This window comes from Stenotrophomonas nitritireducens, from assembly GCF_001431425.1.
GTDB classification, from domain to species: domain Bacteria; phylum Pseudomonadota; class Gammaproteobacteria; order Xanthomonadales; family Xanthomonadaceae; genus Stenotrophomonas; species Stenotrophomonas nitritireducens.
In genome coordinates, this window is sequence record NZ_LDJG01000028.1 from 26237 (window position 1) to 46039 (window position 19803).

At 69.6% G+C, this 19803-nt stretch carries 17 protein-coding genes; 10 read left to right on the forward strand and 7 right to left on the reverse strand.

Translation table 11 applies throughout. The features are described from left to right. The first annotated feature begins 18 nt into the window (after positions 1 to 18). Positions 19 to 1032 carry an aminoglycoside phosphotransferase family protein gene (locus ABB22_RS15450; RefSeq protein WP_055771369.1) on the forward strand — a complete coding sequence of 338 codons (1014 nt, stop codon included), beginning with the start codon at positions 19 to 21 and terminating at the stop codon, positions 1030 to 1032. Next, positions 1029 to 1730: an N-acetylmuramate alpha-1-phosphate uridylyltransferase MurU gene (gene murU, locus ABB22_RS15455; protein ID WP_055771372.1), complete on the forward strand. Its 702-nt coding sequence runs from the start codon at positions 1029 to 1031 to the stop codon at positions 1728 to 1730. The genes ABB22_RS15450 and murU overlap by 4 nt, the downstream gene beginning before the upstream one ends. 453 nt (positions 1731 to 2183) lie before the next feature. On the opposite strand, the gene hda is transcribed toward murU, so the two are convergent. From hda to ABB22_RS15470, 3 genes are read right to left on the reverse strand one after another with little or no spacing between them, the layout of a single operon-like run. Then, positions 2184 to 2879, reverse strand: coding sequence for a DnaA regulatory inactivator Hda (gene hda / locus ABB22_RS15460; protein WP_055771375.1), 696 nt, complete (start codon positions 2877 to 2879; stop codon positions 2184 to 2186). Further along, positions 2876 to 4045: an AI-2E family transporter gene (locus tag ABB22_RS15465; RefSeq protein ID WP_055771379.1), complete on the reverse strand. Its 1170-nt coding sequence runs from the start codon at positions 4043 to 4045 to the stop codon at positions 2876 to 2878. The genes hda and ABB22_RS15465 overlap by 4 nt, the downstream gene beginning before the upstream one ends. Further along, the gene (locus ABB22_RS15470; RefSeq protein ID WP_055771381.1) at positions 4042 to 5151 is read right to left on the reverse strand and encodes a DUF2066 domain-containing protein; all 1110 of its coding nucleotides are present in this window, start codon (positions 5149 to 5151) and stop codon (positions 4042 to 4044) included. The genes ABB22_RS15465 and ABB22_RS15470 overlap by 4 nt, the downstream gene beginning before the upstream one ends. Before the next feature lie 97 nt (positions 5152 to 5248). On the opposite strand from ABB22_RS15470, the gene purM reads away from it, so the two are divergent. The 6 genes from purM to ABB22_RS15500 all read left to right on the forward strand — a co-directional run bounded on the left by purM (position 5249) and on the right by ABB22_RS15500 (position 9603). Further along, a complete protein-coding gene (purM, locus tag ABB22_RS15475; RefSeq protein ID WP_055771384.1) occupies positions 5249 to 6307 on the forward strand; it encodes a phosphoribosylformylglycinamidine cyclo-ligase in 1059 nt (352 codons plus the stop codon). Positions 6308 to 6332: 25 nt separating this feature from the next. Next, positions 6333 to 6776, forward strand: coding sequence for a hypothetical protein (locus tag ABB22_RS15480; protein WP_055771387.1), 444 nt, complete (start codon positions 6333 to 6335; stop codon positions 6774 to 6776). Between the two features lie 43 nt (positions 6777 to 6819). After that, entirely contained in the window at positions 6820 to 7428 is a 609-nt protein-coding gene (locus ABB22_RS15485; RefSeq protein WP_055771389.1) for a DUF2238 domain-containing protein, read from the forward strand. After that, the gene (gene purN / locus ABB22_RS15490) at positions 7425 to 8084 is read left to right on the forward strand and encodes a phosphoribosylglycinamide formyltransferase (protein WP_055771914.1); all 660 of its coding nucleotides are present in this window, start codon (positions 7425 to 7427) and stop codon (positions 8082 to 8084) included. Before ABB22_RS15485 ends, purN begins: the two co-directional genes overlap by 4 nt. Positions 8085 to 8170: 86 nt before the next feature. Beyond that, entirely contained in the window at positions 8171 to 8917 is a 747-nt protein-coding gene (locus ABB22_RS15495; protein WP_235504335.1) for a DUF3108 domain-containing protein, read from the forward strand. A gap of 2 nt (positions 8918 to 8919) precedes the next feature. Further along, positions 8920 to 9603: a DUF3108 domain-containing protein gene (locus tag ABB22_RS15500; RefSeq protein WP_055771392.1), complete on the forward strand. Its 684-nt coding sequence runs from the start codon at positions 8920 to 8922 to the stop codon at positions 9601 to 9603. A 158-nt stretch (positions 9604 to 9761) separates the two neighbouring features. Here ABB22_RS15500 and sucD read toward each other — a convergent pair whose 3' ends face one another. Both sucD and sucC read right to left on the reverse strand, forming a co-directional pair. Beyond that, positions 9762 to 10637: a succinate--CoA ligase subunit alpha gene (gene sucD / locus ABB22_RS15505; RefSeq protein ID WP_055771395.1), complete on the reverse strand. Its 876-nt coding sequence runs from the start codon at positions 10635 to 10637 to the stop codon at positions 9762 to 9764. 23 nt (positions 10638 to 10660) lie between these two features. Next, positions 10661 to 11833, reverse strand: a complete 1173-nt coding sequence (gene sucC, locus ABB22_RS15510) for an ADP-forming succinate--CoA ligase subunit beta (protein WP_055771398.1) — start codon at positions 11831 to 11833, stop codon at positions 10661 to 10663. A 259-nt stretch (positions 11834 to 12092) separates the two neighbouring features. Here sucC and ABB22_RS15515 point away from each other — a divergent pair, with 259 nt between their 5' ends. Both ABB22_RS15515 and ABB22_RS15520 read left to right on the forward strand, forming a co-directional pair. Then, entirely contained in the window at positions 12093 to 13706 is a 1614-nt protein-coding gene (locus ABB22_RS15515) for a sensor histidine kinase (RefSeq protein ID WP_055771401.1), read from the forward strand. A 62-nt stretch (positions 13707 to 13768) separates the two neighbouring features. Then, the gene (locus tag ABB22_RS15520; RefSeq protein ID WP_055771404.1) at positions 13769 to 15136 is read left to right on the forward strand and encodes a sigma-54-dependent transcriptional regulator; all 1368 of its coding nucleotides are present in this window, start codon (positions 13769 to 13771) and stop codon (positions 15134 to 15136) included. A gap of 295 nt (positions 15137 to 15431) precedes the next feature. On the opposite strand, the gene ABB22_RS15525 is transcribed toward ABB22_RS15520, so the two are convergent. Both ABB22_RS15525 and ABB22_RS15530 read right to left on the reverse strand, forming a co-directional pair. Further along, the gene (locus ABB22_RS15525) at positions 15432 to 17351 is read right to left on the reverse strand and encodes a sensor histidine kinase (protein WP_055771406.1); all 1920 of its coding nucleotides are present in this window, start codon (positions 17349 to 17351) and stop codon (positions 15432 to 15434) included. 2 nt (positions 17352 to 17353) lie between these two features. Further along, positions 17354 to 19579: a two-component system response regulator gene (locus ABB22_RS15530; RefSeq protein WP_082443715.1), complete on the reverse strand. Its 2226-nt coding sequence runs from the start codon at positions 19577 to 19579 to the stop codon at positions 17354 to 17356. Between the last annotated feature and the right edge of the window lie 224 nt (positions 19580 to 19803).

Below are 19803 nucleotides of genomic sequence, written 5' to 3' on the forward strand. Positions count from 1 at the left end.
TGCGAGCACGCTCCACCGATGACCCTGGATATTTCCCTCGAACCGCAGCGCGCGCGGCAGCGCCTGGAATGGGCCCGCACCCGCCTCGGCGATGGCGCGGCCGACATCGAGCGTGCCTCGGTGGACGCCGGTTTCCGCAGCTACTGGCGCGTCACCGGCCGGAACGGCAGCCACATCGTCATGGACGCCCCGCCCGGCCTGGAAGATCCGCGGCCTTGGCTGCGCATGCGCGAACTGCTGCTGGCACACGGGCTGCGGGTGCCGGCCCTGCTCGCGCAGGACCTGGGGGCCGGCTTCCTGCTGCTGGAAGACCTCGGCGCACCGACCCTGGCGCGGCTGCTGGATGCCGACAATGCCGACGCGTGGTTCGACCGCGCCATGGAGCAGCTGATCCGGCTGCAGTCGATACCGGTGCCGGAGGGCTTCGGCCATTTCGGCGAAGCCCTGCTGCAGCGCGACGCCGGCCTGTTCGACGAATGGTTCCTGCAGCGCCATCTCGGCCTGCAGCTGGACTGCGGCGAGGTCGAAGGCCTGCAACTGGCGCAGCGGCGGTTGATGGACAACGCGCTGGGCCAGGCGCAGCTGATGACCCATCGCGACTTCATGCCGCGCAACCTGATGCCGGTGGCGGATGGGCCAGCGGTGCTGGACTTCCAGGACCTGGTGCGCGGCCCCATCGCCTACGACCCGGTGAGCCTGTTCAAGGACGCCTTCCTGAGCTGGCCACTGCAACGCGTGGACGGCTGGCTGGCGCGTTACCACGAACGCGCGCGCGCCGCTGGCCTGCCGGTGCCCGACCGCGCCACCTTCCTGCGCGATGCCGACTGGATGGGCGTGCAGCGGCACCTGAAGATCCTCGGCATTTTCTCCCGCCTGCACTATCGCGACGGCAAGAGCCATTACCTGGAAGACGTGCCGCGCTTCATCGCCTATCTCGACGAGGTGCTGCCGCGCCATCCGCAACTGTCCGGCCTGCTGGCGCTGCTGGAGCAGCGGATCAAGCCGGCGCTGGCCGGACGGGCCGCACAGTGAAGGCGCTGGTTTTCGCCGCGGGGCTGGGCGAGCGCATGCGCCCGCTCACCGAGCACACGCCCAAGCCGCTGCTGCACGCCGGCGGCCGGCCGTTGATCGCATGGCACCTGGAAAAGCTGGCCGCGCTCGGCGTGCGCGAAGTGGTGATCAACACGTCATGGCTGGCAGAGCAGTTCCCCGCGGCGCTGGGCGACGGCAGCCGCTGGAACCTGCGCCTGCACTATGCCTTCGAGGGCCCCACGCCGCTGGAAACCGGCGGCGGCATGCTCAATGCGATGCCGCTGCTGGGCGACGCGCCCTTCATCGTGGTCAATGGCGATATCTGGACGGACTTCGACTTCTCGCTGCTGCCGCGCGAGCCGGCTGGCGAAGCGCACCTGGTACTGGTGGACAACCCGCCGCAGCATCCGCAGGGCGACTACCACCTCGACGCGCAGGGCCTGCTGCACCACGACCGCGACGCCCCCTGCCTGACCTATGCCGGCATCGGCATGTACCGCCCGTCGATCCTCGATGGCTGGCGCAAGGTGATCGGCGAAGCGCCGGGCAGCGAACGCACCCCACCGCGCTTCAGCGTAGTGCCGCTGCAGAAACACTTCATGGCGCAGGGCCGCATCAGCGGCCAGCACCACCGCGGCCAGTGGACCGACGTCGGCACCCCGCAGCGGCTGCAGGCGCTGGAAGAAGCACTGCGCTGACATCCGCGACGCAGGGCAGCGCCGAGGCTTGCCCGGTGAAGCCACAGCGGGGCGATGCCCCGCTCTACAGGGAACAGATCGCTACGGCTCTGTAGCGCCGGGCAGCGCCCGGCGGGGCTTGCCAGGTGAAGCCCCAGCGGGGCGGTGCCCCGCTCTACAAGGAACAGATCGCCGCGCCCCTGTAGCGCCGGGCAGCGCCCGGCGGGGCTTGCCCGGTGAAGCCACAGCGGGGCGATGCCCCGCTCTACAAGGAACAGATCGCTGCGGCTCTGTCGCGCCGGGCAACGCCCGGCGGGGCTTGCCCGGTGAAGCCACAGCGGGGCGATGCCCCGCTCTACAAGGAACAGATCGCTGCGGCTCTGTCGCGCCGGGCAACGCCCGGCGGGGCTTGCCCGGTGATGCCCCAGCGAGGCGGTGCCCCGCTCTACATTTGCGGCAGGTTGCATGCGCCGCTCAGGACGCGTCCAGCACCTTGCGCAGGAACGGTACGGTGATGCGGCGCTTGGCCGCCAGCGATTCGCGGTCGAGCCGGTCCAGCAGTACCACCAGCCCGCCCAGGTCGCGGCCGGTGCGGGTGAGCAGCCAGTCGATGGCGGCCTCGTCGAGCGCCAGCCCGCGCCGGATGGCGCGTTCGCGCAGCACCGCGCCACGTCCGTCGTCGTCCAGCGCGTCCAGCACGATGCGTCCGCATTGCGACAGGCGCGAGCGCAGGTCGGGCAGCACCAACCCGAGCGCGTCGGGCGCGGCCGTGGCGGTGTACAGCAGGGTCACGCCGGCGGCGCGCGCGCGGTTGTGGAAGTCGAACAGCGCCACTTCGTCCTCGCGCTGGCCGGCGATCGCGTCCAGTCCATCCAGTGCGACCACGTCGCGCCCTTCCAGCGCCTCCAGCGCGTCGCGCAGGCGCCCGGAAGCGGCCAGCAACGGCAGATAGGCCGAACCGCGCCCGGCCTGCTCGGCAGCGGCGCAGACGGCCAGCGCCAGGTGCGTCTTGCCGCTCCCCGCCGGCCCGACCAGGTAGACCCAGTCGCGGCTGCCGCCGGTGGCGGCGGCGCGCAACTGCGCCAGCGCCCCGTCCGGGGCGCCGATGAAACTTTCCAATCGCTGGTCCGGCGGATAGCGCAGGGCCAGCGGCAACTGCGGCACGCTCACTTCGGTTCGACGTCCTTCGGCACGATGCCCATGCCCGGAGCGGGCTCGCCGCTGGACTGCAGCACGATGGTCGGGCCATGCCCGGCATATAGTTCGCTCTGCCGGTAGCGTTCATGCGCATAGCGCAGCAGCACGTTGATCACCGCCGCCGCCGGCAGCGCCAGCAGCATGCCGAGGAAGCCGAACAGCTGGCCGCCGGCCATCACCGCGAAGATCACCGCCACCGGGTGCAGGCCGATCTTGTCGCCGACGATGCGCGGGGTGAGCACATAGCTTTCCAGCAGCTGGCCGACGGTGAACACCACGCCGACCAGCGCCAGCAGCTTCACGTCAAAGCCCTGCGCCTGCACCAGTGCCGCCAGCACCGCCAGCACCACGCCGGTGGTGGCGCCCAGGTAGGGAATGAAGCTGATCAGCCCGGCGATCAGGCCGATCAGCAGGCCCAGGTTGAGCCCCACCACCGACAGGCCGACTGCATAGACCACGCCCAGCGCCAGCATCACCGCGATCTGCCCGCGGATGAAGGCGCCGAGCACGTCGTTGGATTCGCGCGCCAGCCGCGACACGATCTCGATGTGGTTGCGCGGGATCATCGACGCGACGCGCTCGACCAAACGGTCCCAGTCGCGCAGGAAGTAGTAGGCCAGGATCGGCAGCAGCGCCAGGTTCACCACCCAGGCCACCATCGCGAACCCCGAGCGCGACAGATAGCCGAACAGGGTGGACGCCGCGCCGCCGGCCTGCTGCCAGTGCGCGCGCACCCATTCGAACAGGCGCTCGGGCTCCAGCCAGCCGAGGATCTCCACGCCGGTACGCCGTTCGATCCACGGCAGCGCCGTGCCCATCAGCCACTCCTGCGCCTGCGGCAGCGCGGCCACGAGGGTGACGATCTGGCGCTGGATCATCGGCACCAGGATCAGCAGCGCCAGCGCCAGCAGCAGGACCATCAGCGCGAACACCAGGATCACCGCGGTATTGCGCGAGCGGCCACGCGCCTCCAGCCGGTCCACCAGCGGATCGCCCAGCCAGGCCAGCATCAGCGCGACCACGAACGGCGTCAGGATCGGCGCCAGCAGCCATATCACCCACAGCGCGAAGGCGCCCAGCACCGCCCATTTCAGGCGGCGCAGGAACAGCGCGATTTCGGCATCGGCGGCGCCGCTCATCGGACGCGGTACTCGGCCGGGGAGGACACGGGGGCGCCCTCGGTGGGCGGCGCCACCGGCTGCAGCGCGGCGTCGGCGCCAAGCATGCGGTTCAGCCCCTGCAGGCCGCTCATCAGTTCAAGGTCCAGTTCCAGGCGGTCGCCGGAAGCCTGCACCGGCACGATCGAACGCACCACCGCCACCGACTGCAGGGTCGCAGCCACGCGCAGGTAATCGGCCGCGGTGCGGATGCCGCTGACGCGGATGCGATAGATGCCGGCCGCGCCGGCCACCGGCGCCTTGGCATAGCGCTTGACCAGCGCATCGGCCGCGCCATCGGCGCCGCCGGCCATCGCGCGGCGCGCATCGCCGTCGCGGGTGCTCCATTTGGCCAGTTCGCGGCCGTCGTCGACGAATACCCAGTCGGCCATCCAGCCGCCACCGCTGGCGCGGTAGAGCTTGCCGACCAGCTGCATCGGCGGCGCGTAGCGCGCCGATGCGCGGGCAATGGCGGCGGTGTCCTGGCGCCAGATCGCGCCGACCAGCGCCTGCTCGGCCGCGCCGCCGCCCGGCAGTCCGAGGCGGAAGCCGCGTTCGATGGCGCGATCCAGCAGCGGGCGGGCCGCGTTCGACTGCTGCACGCCGACCAGGCGCGGACCGCTGCCGTCGTCGATCGCCATCCACACCACCGGCTTGGGCCGCGGCTGCGGCCATATCGGCAGGCCCAGCGCCGCGACCAGTCCATCCACGTCGTCCTGGCGGAAGCGCGCCACCAGCATGGTGCGGAAACTCGGCGCGCCGGCGGCCGACGTGCTCTGGTCCTGCCGGTAGTCGTAGCTTTCCACCATGTCCCTGGCGCTGCGCAGCGCCTGCGCCACGCCCGGCCGGGTCATCGCGCTGCGGTCGCCGGACAGCTTGGCCAGCACCGCGCCCAGCGCGCGCGCCAGGGCGCCGTTGCGGTCGGCGTCGCTCTGGCTGTTGACCGGAACCTCGGCTTCATAGGGATTCTGCGCACTGGCCACGTCGCCCTCGGTGCGCACGCCGGACTGCGCAAGCGCCGCCGGGACGGACAGGCAGGACGCCAGAAACAGGAAAAAGGCCAGGCTGCGACGCATTGAGGGTTCCATTGCTCGACGGTTCCGGTGGGAATTGTTGCCCGAATGCGGCCTTGGCGCCAACGTGGCCTGTTAAAATCGCCCGTTCACCCCGCCAGCGCAGCCGACCGTGACCAACACCCCGACTTCCGCCAACTCTCCCCTGACCTACCGTGACGCCGGCGTGGACATCGACGCGGGCAACGAACTGGTCGAACGCATCAAGCCGCTGGTCAAGCGCAGCTTCCGTCCCGAGGTGATGGGCGGGCTGGGTGGATTCGGCGCGCTGTTCGACCTGTCGGGCAAGTACCGCGAGCCGGTGCTGGTCTCCGGCACCGACGGCGTCGGCACCAAGCTCAAGCTGGCCCAGCAGCTCGGCCGCCACGACACCATCGGCATCGACCTGGTCGCCATGTGCGTGAACGACGTGCTGGTGCAGGGCGCCGAGCCGCTGTTCTTCCTGGATTACTTCGCCACCGGCAAGCTGGACATCGACACCGCCGCTGCGGTGGTCGGCGGCATCGCCAACGGCTGCACCGAGGCCGGCTGTGCGCTGATCGGCGGCGAGACCGCCGAGATGCCCGACATGTACGCCCCGGGCGAGTACGACCTCGCCGGCTTCACCGTGGCGGCGGTGGAGAAGAGCGAGCTGAAGGACGGCTCCAGCGTGCGCCAGGGCGACGTGCTGATCGGCATCGCCTCTTCCGGCCCGCATTCCAACGGCTATTCGCTGGTGCGCCGCATCTACGACCGCGCCGGCCAGCCGGCCGACCTGGTGCTGGAAGACGGCGTGAAGCTGGTGGACGCGCTGATGGCGCCGACCCGGCTGTACGTCAAGCCGATCCTGTCGCTGCTCAAGGAACACGGCGCCACCATCCACGGCATGGCCCACATCACTGGTGGCGGCCTGACCGAGAACATCATCCGCGTCGTGCCCGAGGGCCTGGGCCTGGAAATCGACGCGGGCAGCTGGACCCTGCCGCCGGTATTCCAGTGGCTGCAGCGCGAGGGCAACGTCGCCGACAGCGAGATGTGGCGCACCTTCAACTGCGGCATCGGCTTCGTGCTGCTGGTGCCGGCCGACCACGCCGCGGCCATCGACGCTTCGCTCGATGCGCTGCAGCTGGCGCATTGGAGCATCGGCAAGGTCGTTGCGGCCGCCGGCAGCGAGCGCGTGCGCATCGGCTGAGGCCTCCACCCCGTCAAGGTGCCCCATGGACGCAGTGAATGCTCCGGTTCCGCCGCCCACGCTGACCGACGAGGACGCCAGCCAGCTGCGCCTGCTGTCGATCTTCCACTACGTGGTGGCGGCGATCACCGGGCTGTTTTCGTTGTTCCCCGTGCTGCACCTGGCGATGGGGCTGGCCATGGTCACCGGCAAACTGCCGATGGACCCGGGCACGTCCGGAGCGCATGCCCTGGACCCGCAACTGTTCGGCTGGTTCTTCGTCGCCTTCGCCGGCACTTTCATCGTCTGCGGCCTGACCCTGGCCGGGTTCATGGCCTATGCCGGCCGTTGCCTGGGACAGCGCCGGCGCCACACGCTGTGCCTGGTGGTGGCCGCCATTTCCTGCATGATGATGCCCTTCGGCACGGTGCTCGGCGTATTCACCCTGATCGTGCTGATGCGTCCTGCGGTCAAGGCGGCTTTCGCTTGAACAACGCGCCACCGCCCTTCCTCCCGCATCCGGGCCGCGTCGCATGAGTCTTGCCAAGAGGGCCGCGTTCATCGGCGTGCTGGCCGTGTTCCTGCTCACGTGGATCAAGCCGCTGTGGCCGCTGGAGCAGGCCCTGCACAGCTCGCTGAGCGTGGCCGGGCTGGTGGCGCTGTGGTGGATTGACCGGCGCTGGCCGCTGGGCGCCGGCGCCTTCGCCGCGATCTGCGGCTTCATCGCCCTGCACTGCGTCGGCGCGCGCTGGCTGTATTCCAACGTGCCGTACGAGGCATGGCTGCAGGGGCTGGTCGGCTGGTCGCCCGGCGCGGCCTTCGGCTGGCAGCGCAACCATTTCGACCGGCTGATCCACTTCCTCTATGGCGCCTGCTTCACCCCGGCGCTGGCCCAGCTGGCACGCCATGCCTGGCCGGCGCTGCGTGGCGGGCAGGCGTTCGCCCTGGCGGTGATGGCGGTCATGTGTTCCAGCCTGGTCTACGAATGGCTGGAATGGGGCATCGCCCTGGCGCTGTCGCCGGAAGCGGCCGAGGCCTACAACGGCCAGCAGGGCGATGCCTGGGATGCGCATGCCGACATGCTGCTGGCCACGATCGGCAGCCTGCTGGCGTGGCCGCTGTCCAGGCGGGCCTGGCGATGAGCGCGCCGGCCCGCATCGCCGTGCTCGCCTCCGGGCGCGGCAGCAACCTGCAGTGCCTGCTGGACGGCATCGCCACCGGGCAACTGGATGCCCGGATCGCTGGTGTGTTCTCCGACAAACCCGCCGCCGCGGCGCTGGACAAGGTGGCGCCGGAACTGCGCTGGGCGCGCCCGCCCCGGGACTTCGCCAACCGCGAAGCTTTCGACACCGCGCTCGGCGACGCGGTAGCCGCCTGCGCGCCGGACTGGATCGTCTGCGCCGGCTACATGCGCATCCTCGGCGCCGGCTTCGTGCAGCGTTTCGCCGGCCGCCTGGTCAACATCCATCCGTCGCTGCTGCCGCTGCACAAGGGCCTGCATACCCACGCCCGCGCCCTTGAGGCCGGCGACGCGGAGCATGGCGCCAGCGTCCATTTCGTCGTGCCTGAACTGGATGCCGGCACGGTGATCGCCCAGGCTCGGGTGCCGGTGCTGGCCGGCGACAGCTCCGATACCCTGGCCGCGCGGGTGCTTGCGGTCGAACACCCGCTGCTGCTGGCGACGGTGCGCCTGCTCATCGAAGGACGCGTAGCTGAACGGGATGGCACGGTCCTGCTCGATGGTCAGTCCCTGTTTAATCCGCTGCGCCTAGATTCCGCCGGAACGCTGCACCGCTGATCCGCACATGCCGCTGATGCGCAGGCTGGCATGATCCACATCCCACCCGCCTCGACCCGAGCATGACGATCGCCCTCCTCAAACCGATGCTGCTGGCAAGCCTGCTGACCGCCCTGCCGGTCCTGGCCCAGGAAACGGTGCCCGCCGGTGCAGCGGCCTTGCCGCCGGCAGAGTGGGATCCGCCGGCGCTGCAGCCGTTCGTCGCCACCTACCAGGCCTTCTACAAGGGCAAGGAGGCCGGCGACGCGACCATGCGCGTGGTCCACGACGATGGCGCCCGCTGGCGCGTGGACATGGCCGTGCGCGGCCGCCGCGGCTTCGCCGGCGTGCTCGGCCTGAACCTGGAGCAGAGCACGGTCTTCGACAACGAGGGCTCGGTGTACGTGCCCTTGAGCCAGAGCACGGTGAAGAAGGCGCTGTTCCTCGGCAGGAAGGTCACCGGCACCTACGACTGGCGGGAAGGCACCGCGCAGTGGCAGGGCGACCTGAAGAAGGAACGCCAGCGCCCGATCCCGCTGCAGCGCGGCGACCAGAGCGCGCTGCTGCTCAACCTGTCGCTGATGCGCGACGCCCGCCCCGGCCAGCCGCTGCGCTACCGCTACGTGGATGTGGGCCGGGTGCGCCAGTACGAGTACCAGGCCGCCGCCGGCACCGAGACCGTGCAGGTCGGCGACCTCAGCTACGACGCGCTGCGCGTCTACCGCACCAATGGCGGCAACGACGAAACCATCATGTGGATCGCCAACGGCGTGCCGACCCCCGTGCGCATCCTGCAACGCGAGGATGGCGAGGACGCCATCGACCTGCGCCTGACCGAATACCAAGGAGCCTGAGCATGAAATCCTTCCTGCGCCCCCTTCCGCTGGCGGCCGCGGCCTTCGCCGCGCTGGCCAGTCTGCCCGCCTTCGCCGTGCAGCCCTTCACCGCCAACTACCAGGCCAGCTACATGGGCCTGCAGGCCAACGGCGTGATGACCCTGGCCGCGGAGAACGGCGGCAAGTGGCGCTACACGCTGCAGGTCAAGAACCAGCTGGCCGAATTGAGCCAGAGCACCCTGTTCGAAGAACGCAGCGGCCAGTTGCGCCCGCTGAGCAGCCACGACGCCTCGGTGATTCCGTTCAAGCGCCGCGCGGTCGATGCGCGCTACGACTGGGGCAGCAACCAGGCCACCTGGAGCGGCGACGTGAAGCCGGAACGGCGCGGACCGGTGGCGTTGCAGAGCGGCGACATGGACGGCCTGCTGATCAACCTGGCCATCGCCCGCGACGTCGCCGCCGGCAAGCCGCTGAACTACCGGATGGTGGACGACGGCCGGGCCAAGACGCTTTCCTACCGCGTCGTCGGCAAGGAAAACATGACCATCGACGGCAAGACCGTGGAAGCGACCAAGGTCTCCCGCGTGGATGGCAACAAGGAACAGATCGCCTGGATCGCGCCCGGCATGCCGGTGCCGGTGCGCCTGCTGCAGCGCGAAGGCGGCAAGGACGCGCTGGACCTGACGATCAAGTCGCTGCGCTGAGCCGCGGCAACCCCTGTAGGAGCGACTTCAGTCGCGAGGGGCTTCACCGGGAAAGCTTCATCGCGACTGAAGTCGCTCCTACAAAAACAGGAGCAGCGATAGCGCACAAACGAAAAGGCCGCCCGGAGGCGGCCTCTCGTTGCGCGTCGCGGCAGGTCTTACTTGACCAGCTTGGCGATGGCGGCGCCCAGGTCGCCCGGCGAACGGACGGTGACGACGCCAGCGGCTTCCATCGCGGCGAACTTGCCTTCCGCGGTGCCCTTGCCGCCCGAGGCGATCGCACCGGCGTGGCCCATGCGCTTGCCGGCCGGAGCCGAGGCGCCGGCGATGAAGCCGACGACCGGCTTCTTCACGTGGGCCTTGATGTACTCCGCACCGGCTTCCTCGGCGTCGCCGCCGATTTCGCCGACCATGATGATGCCTTCGGTCTGCGGGTCTTCGTTGAACAGCTTCAGGCAGTCGACGAAGTTCAGGCCATTGATCGGGTCACCACCAATGCCGATGCAGGTGGACTGGCCCAGGCCGACTTCGGTGGTCTGCTTGACCGCTTCATAGGTCAGGGTGCCCGAACGCGACACGATGCCGATCTTGCCCGGCATGTGGATGTGGCCCGGCATGATGCCGATCTTGCACTCGCCCGGGGTGATCACGCCGGGGCAGTTCGGCCCGATCAGCACGGTATCCGGGTGCGAGCCCTTCAGCACGTTGTCCACGCGCAGCATGTCCAGCACCGGGATGCCTTCGGTGATGCAGACGATGACCTTGATGCCGGCGGCCGCGGCTTCCAGGATCGCGTCGGCCGCGAACGGCGGCGGCACGTAGATGACCGACGCGTTGGCGCCGGTGGACTGCACGGCATCGGCGACGGTGTTGAACACCGGCAGGTCGATGTGGGTGGTGCCGCCCTTGCCCGGGGTGACGCCGCCGACGACCTGGGTGCCGTACTCGATCATCTGGGTGGCGTGGAAGGTGCCCTGCTGGCCGGTGAAGCCCTGCACGATCACCTTGGTGTTCTTGTTGATCAAAACGCTCATGGGATTTCCTTCGGTGTCGTGGGTCAGGCGGCGGCGTTCTTGACCGCTTCAACGACCTTCTTGGCGCCGTCGTTGATGTTGTCGGCCGGGATGATGGCCATGCCGCTGTCGCGCAGCAGCTGCTTGCCTTCTTCCACGTTGGTGCCTTCCAGGCGCACCACGACCGGAACCTTTACGCCCACTTCCTTGACCGCGGCGATGATGCCTTCGGCGATCATGTCGCAGCGGACGATGCCGCCGAAGATGTTGACGAAGATGCCCTCGACCTTGTCCGAGGACAGGATCAGCTTGAACGCCTCGATCACGCGCTGCTTGTTCGCGCCGCCGCCCACGTCCAGGAAGTTCGCCGGCTCGCCGCCGTTGAGCTTGATGACGTCCATGGTGGCCATGGCCAGGCCGGCGCCGTTCACCATGCAGCCGATGTTGCCGTCCATGGTGACGTAGTTGATGTCCAGCTCCGAAGCGGTCACTTCGGTTTCGTCTTCCTGGGACTTGTCGCGCATGGCGACCAGTTCCTTGTGACGGAACGCGGCGTTGTCGTCGCTGTTGAACTTGCCGTCCAGCGCGTACAGGTTGCCGTCGTCCAGGATGGCCAGCGGGTTGATCTCAACCAGCGCCAGGTCCTTTTCGTTGAAGATGCGGTACAGGTTGACCATGATGCTGGCGAACTGGCCGGCCTGCTTGGCGGTCAGGCCCATCTTGAAGCCGATGTCGCGGCCGTGGTAACCCTGCACGCCCTCGACGAAGTCCACGTTCAGGGTGTGGATCTTGTCCGGGGTTTCGGCAGCGACCTGCTCGATCTCCATGCCGCCTTCCGAGGAGGCGATGAAGCTGATGGTGCGGGTGCCACGATCGACCAGCACCGACAGGTACAGTTCCTTGACGATCTCACCGGCGGTGGTCACCAGCACCAGGTTGATCGGCAGCTCGACGCCGGCGGTCTGGTAGGTGGCCATCTTGGTGCCGAGCATCTTGGCCGCAGCGGCCTTGACGTCTTCGACGGTCTTGCAGAACTTGACGCCGCCGGCCTTGCCGCGGCCGCCTGCGTGGATCTGCGCCTTGACCATCCAGGGGCCCTGGCCCAGCGACTGGGCAACTGCTACAGCCTCGTCCGGGGTAGCCGCGACCTTGCCGGCCGGAACCGGGATGCCGTATTCGGCAAGCAGCTGTTTTGACTGGTACTCGTGGAAATTCATGCGTCACCGTGGGAATGGGAACAACCGCCACGAGTCCGCAGGGCCATTGGATGGCCTTCCTGCAGGGCGGGCGGGCCCACCATTGTCGCCGACCGCGGCCCGTGGCGCAAAGTAAAGGCCAGCCTGGAACCACGAAAAGGGCGGAATCACGCGCCATTTCAGCCACTTGCCGACCGCCGCGCCGGGATGGCCGGCGGCCCGCGGCGGCTCCCGCCCGCACCTATACTCCTTCCTGCCGCCCGTCGCCGGAGCCCTGCACTTGTCTTCCCGTTCCTCGCTGATCGACCGCATCGAATCGATACCGCGGCGCGAGCTCTATTTCTTCGCGCTGTACCGGGTGCTGATCGCCAGCCTGATCGCGGCGCTGGTGTTCAGCCCGCTGAGCGCGCTGATGAGCGAGGCGCACCATCCCGTGCTGGCGCGCGCGGTCTCCATCGGCTACCTGCCGGTCGCGCTGGGCCTGCTGGCATGGGGCCGCAACGAGCGCTGGCTGCAGCCGCTGGTGTTCTGGGGGGCAGTGACCGACATCCTCGCCGCCACCCTGCTCACCCATGCGCTGCCCGGCGCCAGCGCCGGCATCTCGATGACCCTGCTGTTCAACATCTCCGCCGCGGCCATGCTGCTGCCGCTGTCGCGCGGCATGCTGGTAGCGCTGGTGGCCAGCATCGCCACCGTGGCCGAATTCGGCTGGCGCGAACTGGAGGGCGGCGGGAGCACCCGCACCCTGGCCGAGCTGGCGATGTTCATCACCAGCTACCTCGCCTTGGCCTGGATCAGCTACCAGATCGGCAACCGCGCCCGCCGCAACCAGCAGCTGGCCGAGCGGCGCGGCGCCGAGGTCGCCAATCTGTTCGAGATCAACGAGCTGATCATCCGCCGCATGCGCACCGGCGTATTGGTGGTCGATGGCGGCGGCCGCATCGCCCTGGCCAACGAGGCCGCCGCCGCCCTGCTGGGCGAAGCCGGCGACGGGCTGGCCGGCGGCGAGGCGCGGCTGGGACAGATCGCGCCGGAGCTGGCCCGGCGCCTGCAGCGCTGGCGCGCCGATTCCAACGGCGAGGAGCTGCCGCTGCAGCTGGCCAACGGCCAGGCCGAAGTACAGCCGCGTTTCGCCCGCCTGCTGGCCGACAGCGACCAGACCCTGCTGTTCCTGGACGACACCAGCGTGGTCTCGCGCCGCGCCGAGTCGCTGACCCTTTCAACCCTGGGCCGCTTCTCGGCCAGCCTCGCCCACGAGATCCGCAACCCGCTGGCGGCGATCAACTACGCCACCCAACTGCTGGAGGAATCCAACGACCTGGGCGATGCCGACCGGCGCCTGCTGCAGATCATCCACCAGCAGTGCCAGCGCACCAACGGCATCGTCGAGAGCGTGCTGGCGCTGGCCCGCCGCGAGCGCGCCAGCCCCGAAAACCTGGACCTGGCCAGCTTCGTGCGCCGCTTCGTGCTGGAGTACCGGCAGACGCTGTCCACCGAGACCGATGACGTGGAATCCATCATCCGCGAGTCCTCGGTGCCGGCGCTGATGGACCCGCGCCACCTGCACCAGGTCCTGACCGCACTGGTGCACAACGCGCTCAAATACGGCCGCATGGGCGACGAACCGGCGCGGGTGCGGATCCGCGTCGCATCTTCCGGCCGCCATGCGGTGATCGACGTGATCGACCGCGGCCCCGGCATCCCCGAGGGAGTGGCCACGCAGTTGTTCCGGCCGTTCTACACCACCTCCGAACACGGCACCGGACTGGGCCTATACATCGCCCGCGAGCTGTGCCGGGCCAGCCAGGCGCAGCTGGAATACATCCCGGTACCGACCCGCGGCGCCTGTTTCCGCATCGTCATGGCCGCGCCGCACGGCGCGTTCGCCGCCTGATCCGGATGCAGGCCGGGCGCCGAAGATGACGTCCAGCCTCGGACTCGGCTATCGTTTTCAACATGAACGTGACGCATAGCGCGCTGGTCGTCGACGACGAGCGGGACATCCGCGAACTCCTGGTCCTGACCCTGGGCAGGATGGGACTGCGCATCAGCACCGCCGCCAACCTGGCCGAGGCCCGCGAACTGCTGGCCAGCAACAGCTTCGACCTGTGCCTGACCGACATGCGCCTGCCCGACGGCAACGGCATCGAACTGGTCACCGAGATCGCACGCGATCACCCGCGCACGCCGGTGGCCATGATCACCGCCTTCGGCAGCATGGACCTGGCGGTGGAGGCATTGAAGGCCGGCGCCTTCGACTTCGTCAGCAAGCCGGTGGACATCGGCGTGCTGCGCGGCATGGTCAAGCACGCGCTGGAACTCAACAACAGCGAGCGCACCGCGCCGCCGGCGCCGCCGGAGAGCGCTTCGCGCCTGCTCGGCGACTCGCAGGCAATGGCCGACCTGCGCACCACCATCGCCAAGGTCGCGCGCAGCCAGGCGCCGGTCTACATCGTCGGCGAGTCCGGCGTCGGCAAGGAGCTGGTCGCACGCACCATCCACGACCAGGGCGGGCGCGCGGCCGGGCCGTTCATCCCGGTCAACTGCGGCGCCATCCCCGGCGAGTTGATGGAGAGCGAGTTCTTCGGCCACAAGAAGGGCAGCTTCACCGGCGCGCATGCCGACAAGCCCGGACTGTTCCAGGCCGCGCATGGCGGCACCCTGTTCCTGGACGAAGTGGCCGAACTGCCGCTGCAGATGCAGGTCAAGCTGCTGCGCGCGATCCAGGAGAAATCCGTACGCCCGGTCGGCTCGGCCACCGAAGTGCCGGTGGACGTGCGCATCCTGTCGGCCACGCACAAGGACCTGGCCGTGCTGGTACAGGACGGTCGTTTCCGCCACGACCTGTACTACCGCATCAACGTCATCGAACTGCGCGTGCCGCCGCTGCGCGAGCGCCGCGGCGACCTGCCGCAGCTGGCGGCGGCCATCCTCAGCCGGCTGGCTCGTTCGCAGCAGCTGCCCACGCCGCTGCTCTCGCCCTCGGCGCTGGACGCGCTGGCCGGCCATGCCTTCCCCGGCAACGTGCGCGAACTGGAGAACGTGCTGGAACGCGCGCTCGCCCTGGTCGATGGCGACAGCATCGGCGCCAGCGACCTGCGCCTGCCGGCGCCGCGCACCGATGCATCCATGGCCACCGAAGAAGCCGTGGCCGACATCGAAGCCGGCAATGCCGCCCTTCCCTCCTATATCGAACAGATGGAACGCGCGGCCATCCAGAAGGCACTGGAAGAGAACCGCTGGAACCGGACCCGCACCGCGGCGCAGCTGGGCATCACCTTCCGGGCGCTGCGCTACAAGCTCAAGAAGCTCGGGATGGATTGAGCCCACCCGCTTGCCGGGCCACACCCGGCGCGCACAACCAAACAGCAGCACGGGGGACGCCCTGCCGGGGCACTACCGCGCAGGCCCCGCCGGGTGGTGCCCGACGCTACAGCTCCCCGCCATCCTGTAGAGCGGGGCAAAGCCCCGCTGGAGCTTTCCCGCGCAAGCCCCGCCGGGCGCTGCCCGGCGCTACAGCCCCCGCCATCCTGTAGAGCGGGGCAACGCCCCGCTGGAGCCCTCCCGGCCAACCCCGCCGGGGTATCACCATCATGCTCCGCCACTGGAGCGCCTCGACCTACAAGGGCTCGGCCACACTCTCCGGGCCGACGCAGGGGATATGCAGGGTAAAGCAGGTTCCCTCCGGCACGTCGCCCGGATCGCCCGCGCGGCGGCTGCGCACCTCGATCCGTCCGCCCAGCACCTCGGTCACGATCTGGTGGACGATGTGCAGCCCCAGGCCGGTGCCGCCGCGGTTGCGTGCCGTGGTGTAGAACGGCTCGAAGATGCGCGCCAGATCCTCCGGCGCGATGCCGCTGCCGTCATCGGCCACCTCTATCCGGACCTGCGCCGCGCCATCGCGGCGGGCCGCCAGCCGGATGCGCCCCCCCTTCCCTTCGGGATACGCGTGCAGCAGCGCGTTGTTGAGCAGATTGGCCACCACCTGCTCCAGTGGACCGGGATAGGTCTGCATGGCAATGCCCGGTTCCAGGTCCAGTTCGAGCGCGATGCCCTCGGCCAGGCCCCCGCGGCGCAGGCGCGGATCGGCATCGAGCAGGACTTCGGCCAGGTCGAAGCGACGGCGCTCCAGCGACGCGCGGTCCACGGCCACCTGCTTGAACCGCTTCACCAGCGCCGAGGTACGCCGCAGTTCCCCATCGGCCAGGGCACAGGCGCCTGCAGCCTCGGCCAGGAAGCTCTCCAGTTCGGACCGGCGCAGGCCCGCCATGATCTGCGCCTGCAGGCGGGCGACGCCGCTGCGCAGCGTGCCCAGCGCCAGCTGCGCGCTGGCCAGGGGGGTGTTCATTTCGTGCGCGACGCCGGCCACCATCAGGCCGAGCGAGGACAGGCGCTCGGCCCGCGCCAGTTCCTGCTGCGCCGCCTGCAGATGCCCGTTCGCCAGCGCCAGTGCCTCGTTGCTGTCGCGCAGGCGCTGCATGTAGGCCAGTTCGCGCGCCAGGCCGCGCGCCTGGCCCAGCACCACCCACAGCACCAGCACGACCCCCAGCAGCGCCAACCCGCCAAGCGCCGCCTTCCAGCGCGCCGCCGGCAGCCGCGAGCGATGCACAAGCAGCCGCAGTTGCCCCAGGGTCGGGTCGGCATGGGCCAGCAGGTCGCCTTCGGTACCGCGCCAGGCCGCCTGCAGGGTGGAGAAGCTCCAGTCGTGCCAGTCGCCCGATGGACGCCGCTGCATCGCGGCCCACAGCGCCGGGTCGAAGTTCGCCACGGTGTGCCCGGCCTGGCCCAGCTGCCATCCCCAGGCATCATCGGGAGTCGGACCGAGCAGCCAGTAGCCCTGCGGATGGACCAGGTACAGGCTGAAACCCGATTGCGCCGCCCGCGTGCGCAGGCGTTCGAGCAAGACGTTGCCATGCAGGTTGACCACCGCCACGCCGGCGCTGCCATCGGCCAGCAGGAACGATGAGGAGGCGCGCAGGGTCGGGCGCAGCGGCTGCTCGATGCGCCCGTTCTCGACATTGAGATCCAGCGGCGAGAGATGGATCTGGCCCGGCTGCAGATGCAGCGCGTTCTCGAAGAACGGCCGGCCGCGCTTGTCCTGCAGCGCGCTCCCGGGAACGCGGCGGATGCTGCCCGCATCCTGGTCCACGCGCAGGCGCTCGCGGCCGGTGGCGTCCATCCAGCGCACTTTGTGATAGTCGCCGCCGGCCATCAGGAAGCTGGTGTAGGTCTCCAGCAGCTGCGCCTGCGAACCGCTTTCCAGCAGGCGCGGGGTCAGGAAGGCGAGAAAGCGGGTGTCGTCGCGCAACCGTCCCAGCCGGCGCAGCATCGACTGCGCCGCGTTCTCCACCGCATCGTGCGCGGCCTGGCGTTCGGGCAGGCGCACGGCACGGTCCATCTCGTACCAGAGCACCGGCAACGCGGTCAGCAGGCCCAGCAGCCAGGGCGCGGCGATCAGCGTCACCCGCCATGGGTGAGCGCGCAGCGCGGCCCAGGCCTCCTGCCAGCGCAGGCGCGGCGACTCCCAGAGGCGGCGCATGCTCAGGCCTGGCCGCGCAGTCGCGCGATGAAGTCTTCCACCGGCTCTGGGCGCGCGAACAGGTAGCCCTGCGCGCAGGGGCATTCATGGCGGCGCAGCCATTCGACCTGGGCGGGGGTTTCCACGCCTTCGGCGACGATGTCCAGGCCCAGCCGGCGGCCCAGCGCGATGATCATGTCCGCCACGTTCGCACCGCCGCCTTCCCCGCCGACGCCCGCGGTGAACTGCCGGTCCAGCTTGAGCCGCGTCACCGGCAGCGAATGCACATAGCGCAGCGACGAATAGCCGGTTCCGAAATCATCCACCGCGATGCCGAACCCGAGCCGCCGCAGGCGCGCCAGCAGCTCGCGGCCGTCCTGGTAGTCGCTCATCACCGTACCTTCGGTGATCTCCAGTTCCATCCGCCGCGGTTCGATGCCGTGGCGCGCCACCGTGGCGGCCAGTTCCTCGATGAACTCGCGCCGATGCAACTGCAGCGGCGACACGTTGACCGACACCGGGATATCCGGGAAGCCCGCCCGCTCCATCGCGCGCAGGGCATCGCAGGCCAGCTCGATCACCCGCCCGCCCAGCGGCACGATCAGGCCGCTGGCCTCGGCGACCGGGATGAAACTTGCCGGCGACATCGGCCGCCCATCCTCGGTCCAGCGCGCCAGCGCCTCGGCACCGACGATGGCGCCGCTCTGCAGGTCCACCTGCGCCTGCAGCGCGATGCCGATGCGGTCCTCGCGCAGCGCGCGGTACAGTGCACGCGACTCCAGGAAGCGGTGCAGGTTCTCCTGCTCGCTCTCGATCTGGTACTCGGCCACGCCATGCCCGCCGCTGGCGCGGATCCGGTTCACCAGCAGCAGGCCGGCCGCCAGCGCGCCACCGGAGCCGCCGCGGTATACGTCCAGGTCGACCCGCGCCGCATCCACTCGCAGGAAGGGCAATTCGCCGGCATCCTCGCTCTGCTCCAGCGCATCGACCGGATCGGAGGCCAGCCAGCGCGACGGCCCGAGCACGGCGAAGGTGCCCTCGTGCAGGCGCGCGATGTGGCAGGGCGGCGGATACATCTGCGCCAACCGCTCGGCCATGCGCTGCAGCAGCAGGTCGCCCTGCTCCGGCCCCAGCGCGAGACTTCCGTCGCTGTACTGGCCGAGGTCGACCACCAGCAGGCTCTGCCCGCAGGGCCGCGGCAGCTCCAGTACCTGCCGCAGGTCGCGGCGCAGCGCATTGCCGTTGGGAATATCCAGCAGGCTGTCGCGGTAGGCGACCCGGTCCAGCCGCGCCGCCAGGTCGACGTTGACCAGGCCGGCATTGGCGTGGGTGACGAACACCTGCAGCAGTTCGTGTTCCTCGGCGTCGAGCGAGCGCTCGGTCGCCAGGTAGATCGCCATCGGCGGCACCGTGCCGTCGCCATCGAGGAACAGCACCTGGCTGGACGGCATGCCGATGCTGGAGCGGCACGCGAATGCATCCAGCAGCAGGTCGCGGACCATCGGGTCGGCGATGTCCTGCACGCGGCGGCCTTCCAATGCCTCGAAGCAGCCATCGGCCGCGGTCACCAGTGCCTCGTCCGCAGGCAGGTCGACCGCGCCATCGTGCAGGCATACCAGGCCGTCCAGCGGCACCTCCAGCAGCGCCGCCAATTCGCGCAGCAACTGCCGCGAGAAACCGTCAGGATCGCGCAGCCCGGCCAGGCGGCTGCCGGCCTGCACGATGTGCTGCAACCCGCGCTTGGCCCGCGCCAGCGCATGGATCTCGCTCCATGTCCGCAGCGAACCGGTGACGATGCCCTGCAGCCGCTCGCGGTAGAGGTCGGTCTTGAGCCAGTACTCGCTGATGTCCAGCTGCTGCAGGGTCTTGCGCAGCGGCGCCATGCCGGGCTGGCCGGTGATCAGCACGATGCGCACTTCGGAGTTGCCCATCTGCTCGCGCACCGCGCGCACCAGCTGCAGGCCGGCGTCGTCGGTCTCCATCACCACGTCCAGCAGGATCGCGGAGATGCCGGGATTGGCCGCCATCATCTGGCGGGCCTCGCTGGACGAGGATGCCGTCAGCAGCCGCAGCGGGCTTTCGTTGAAACGGAAATCCGACAGTGCCATCCGCAGCGACTGCTGGAAGCCGGGGTCGTCATCGACGCTGAGGACGGTGAAGGGAGTGTTGTCCGGCGACTGGCCATTGTCGGCCAGTTCCTGGCGGAACTCGAACATCCTGTCGTCGCCCGACCATGCGCTACCGCTCATGCCCCTTTCCCCCAGACCCGGCTGTACTGGACCGACACGTGCCACGCCAGCCTAGCGCATTCATGCCCGGCGGTCGAACCCCGTTGTCAGCTCCATTATCGGGTTAGCGGCAGGGATGCTCCGCGCCTGAACAGCCATGCCGGCCGGGAGCATGGAGGTGAGCGCAGCTGTTTTGTAGCGCCGGGCAACGCCCGGCGGAGCTTCGCCGGTAGAGCCTCAGCGGG

Excerpts from the sequence above, each read along its gene's own strand:
- ABB22_RS15450 (WP_055771369.1), top strand. The coding sequence starts at position 19 with ATGACCCTGGATATTTCCCTCGAACCGCAGCGCGCGCGGCAGCGCCTG.
- ABB22_RS15465 (WP_055771379.1), bottom strand. The coding sequence starts at position 4,045 with ATGAGCGGCGCCGCCGATGCCGAAATCGCGCTGTTCCTGCGCCGCCTG.
- ABB22_RS15470 (WP_055771381.1), bottom strand. The coding sequence starts at position 5,151 with ATGGAACCCTCAATGCGTCGCAGCCTGGCCTTTTTCCTGTTTCTGGCG.
- ABB22_RS15480 (WP_055771387.1), top strand. The coding sequence starts at position 6,333 with ATGGACGCAGTGAATGCTCCGGTTCCGCCGCCCACGCTGACCGACGAG.
- ABB22_RS15485 (WP_055771389.1), top strand. The coding sequence starts at position 6,820 with ATGAGTCTTGCCAAGAGGGCCGCGTTCATCGGCGTGCTGGCCGTGTTC.
- purN (WP_055771914.1), top strand. The coding sequence starts at position 7,425 with ATGAGCGCGCCGGCCCGCATCGCCGTGCTCGCCTCCGGGCGCGGCAGC.
- ABB22_RS15495 (WP_235504335.1), top strand. The coding sequence starts at position 8,171 with ATGCTGCTGGCAAGCCTGCTGACCGCCCTGCCGGTCCTGGCCCAGGAA.
- ABB22_RS15500 (WP_055771392.1), top strand. The coding sequence starts at position 8,920 with ATGAAATCCTTCCTGCGCCCCCTTCCGCTGGCGGCCGCGGCCTTCGCC.
- sucD (WP_055771395.1), bottom strand. The coding sequence starts at position 10,637 with ATGAGCGTTTTGATCAACAAGAACACCAAGGTGATCGTGCAGGGCTTC.
- sucC (WP_055771398.1), bottom strand. The coding sequence starts at position 11,833 with ATGAATTTCCACGAGTACCAGTCAAAACAGCTGCTTGCCGAATACGGC.
- ABB22_RS15520 (WP_055771404.1), top strand. The coding sequence starts at position 13,769 with ATGAACGTGACGCATAGCGCGCTGGTCGTCGACGACGAGCGGGACATC.
- ABB22_RS15525 (WP_055771406.1), bottom strand. The coding sequence starts at position 17,351 with ATGCGCCGCCTCTGGGAGTCGCCGCGCCTGCGCTGGCAGGAGGCCTGG.
- ABB22_RS15530 (WP_082443715.1), bottom strand. The coding sequence starts at position 19,579 with ATGAGCGGTAGCGCATGGTCGGGCGACGACAGGATGTTCGAGTTCCGC.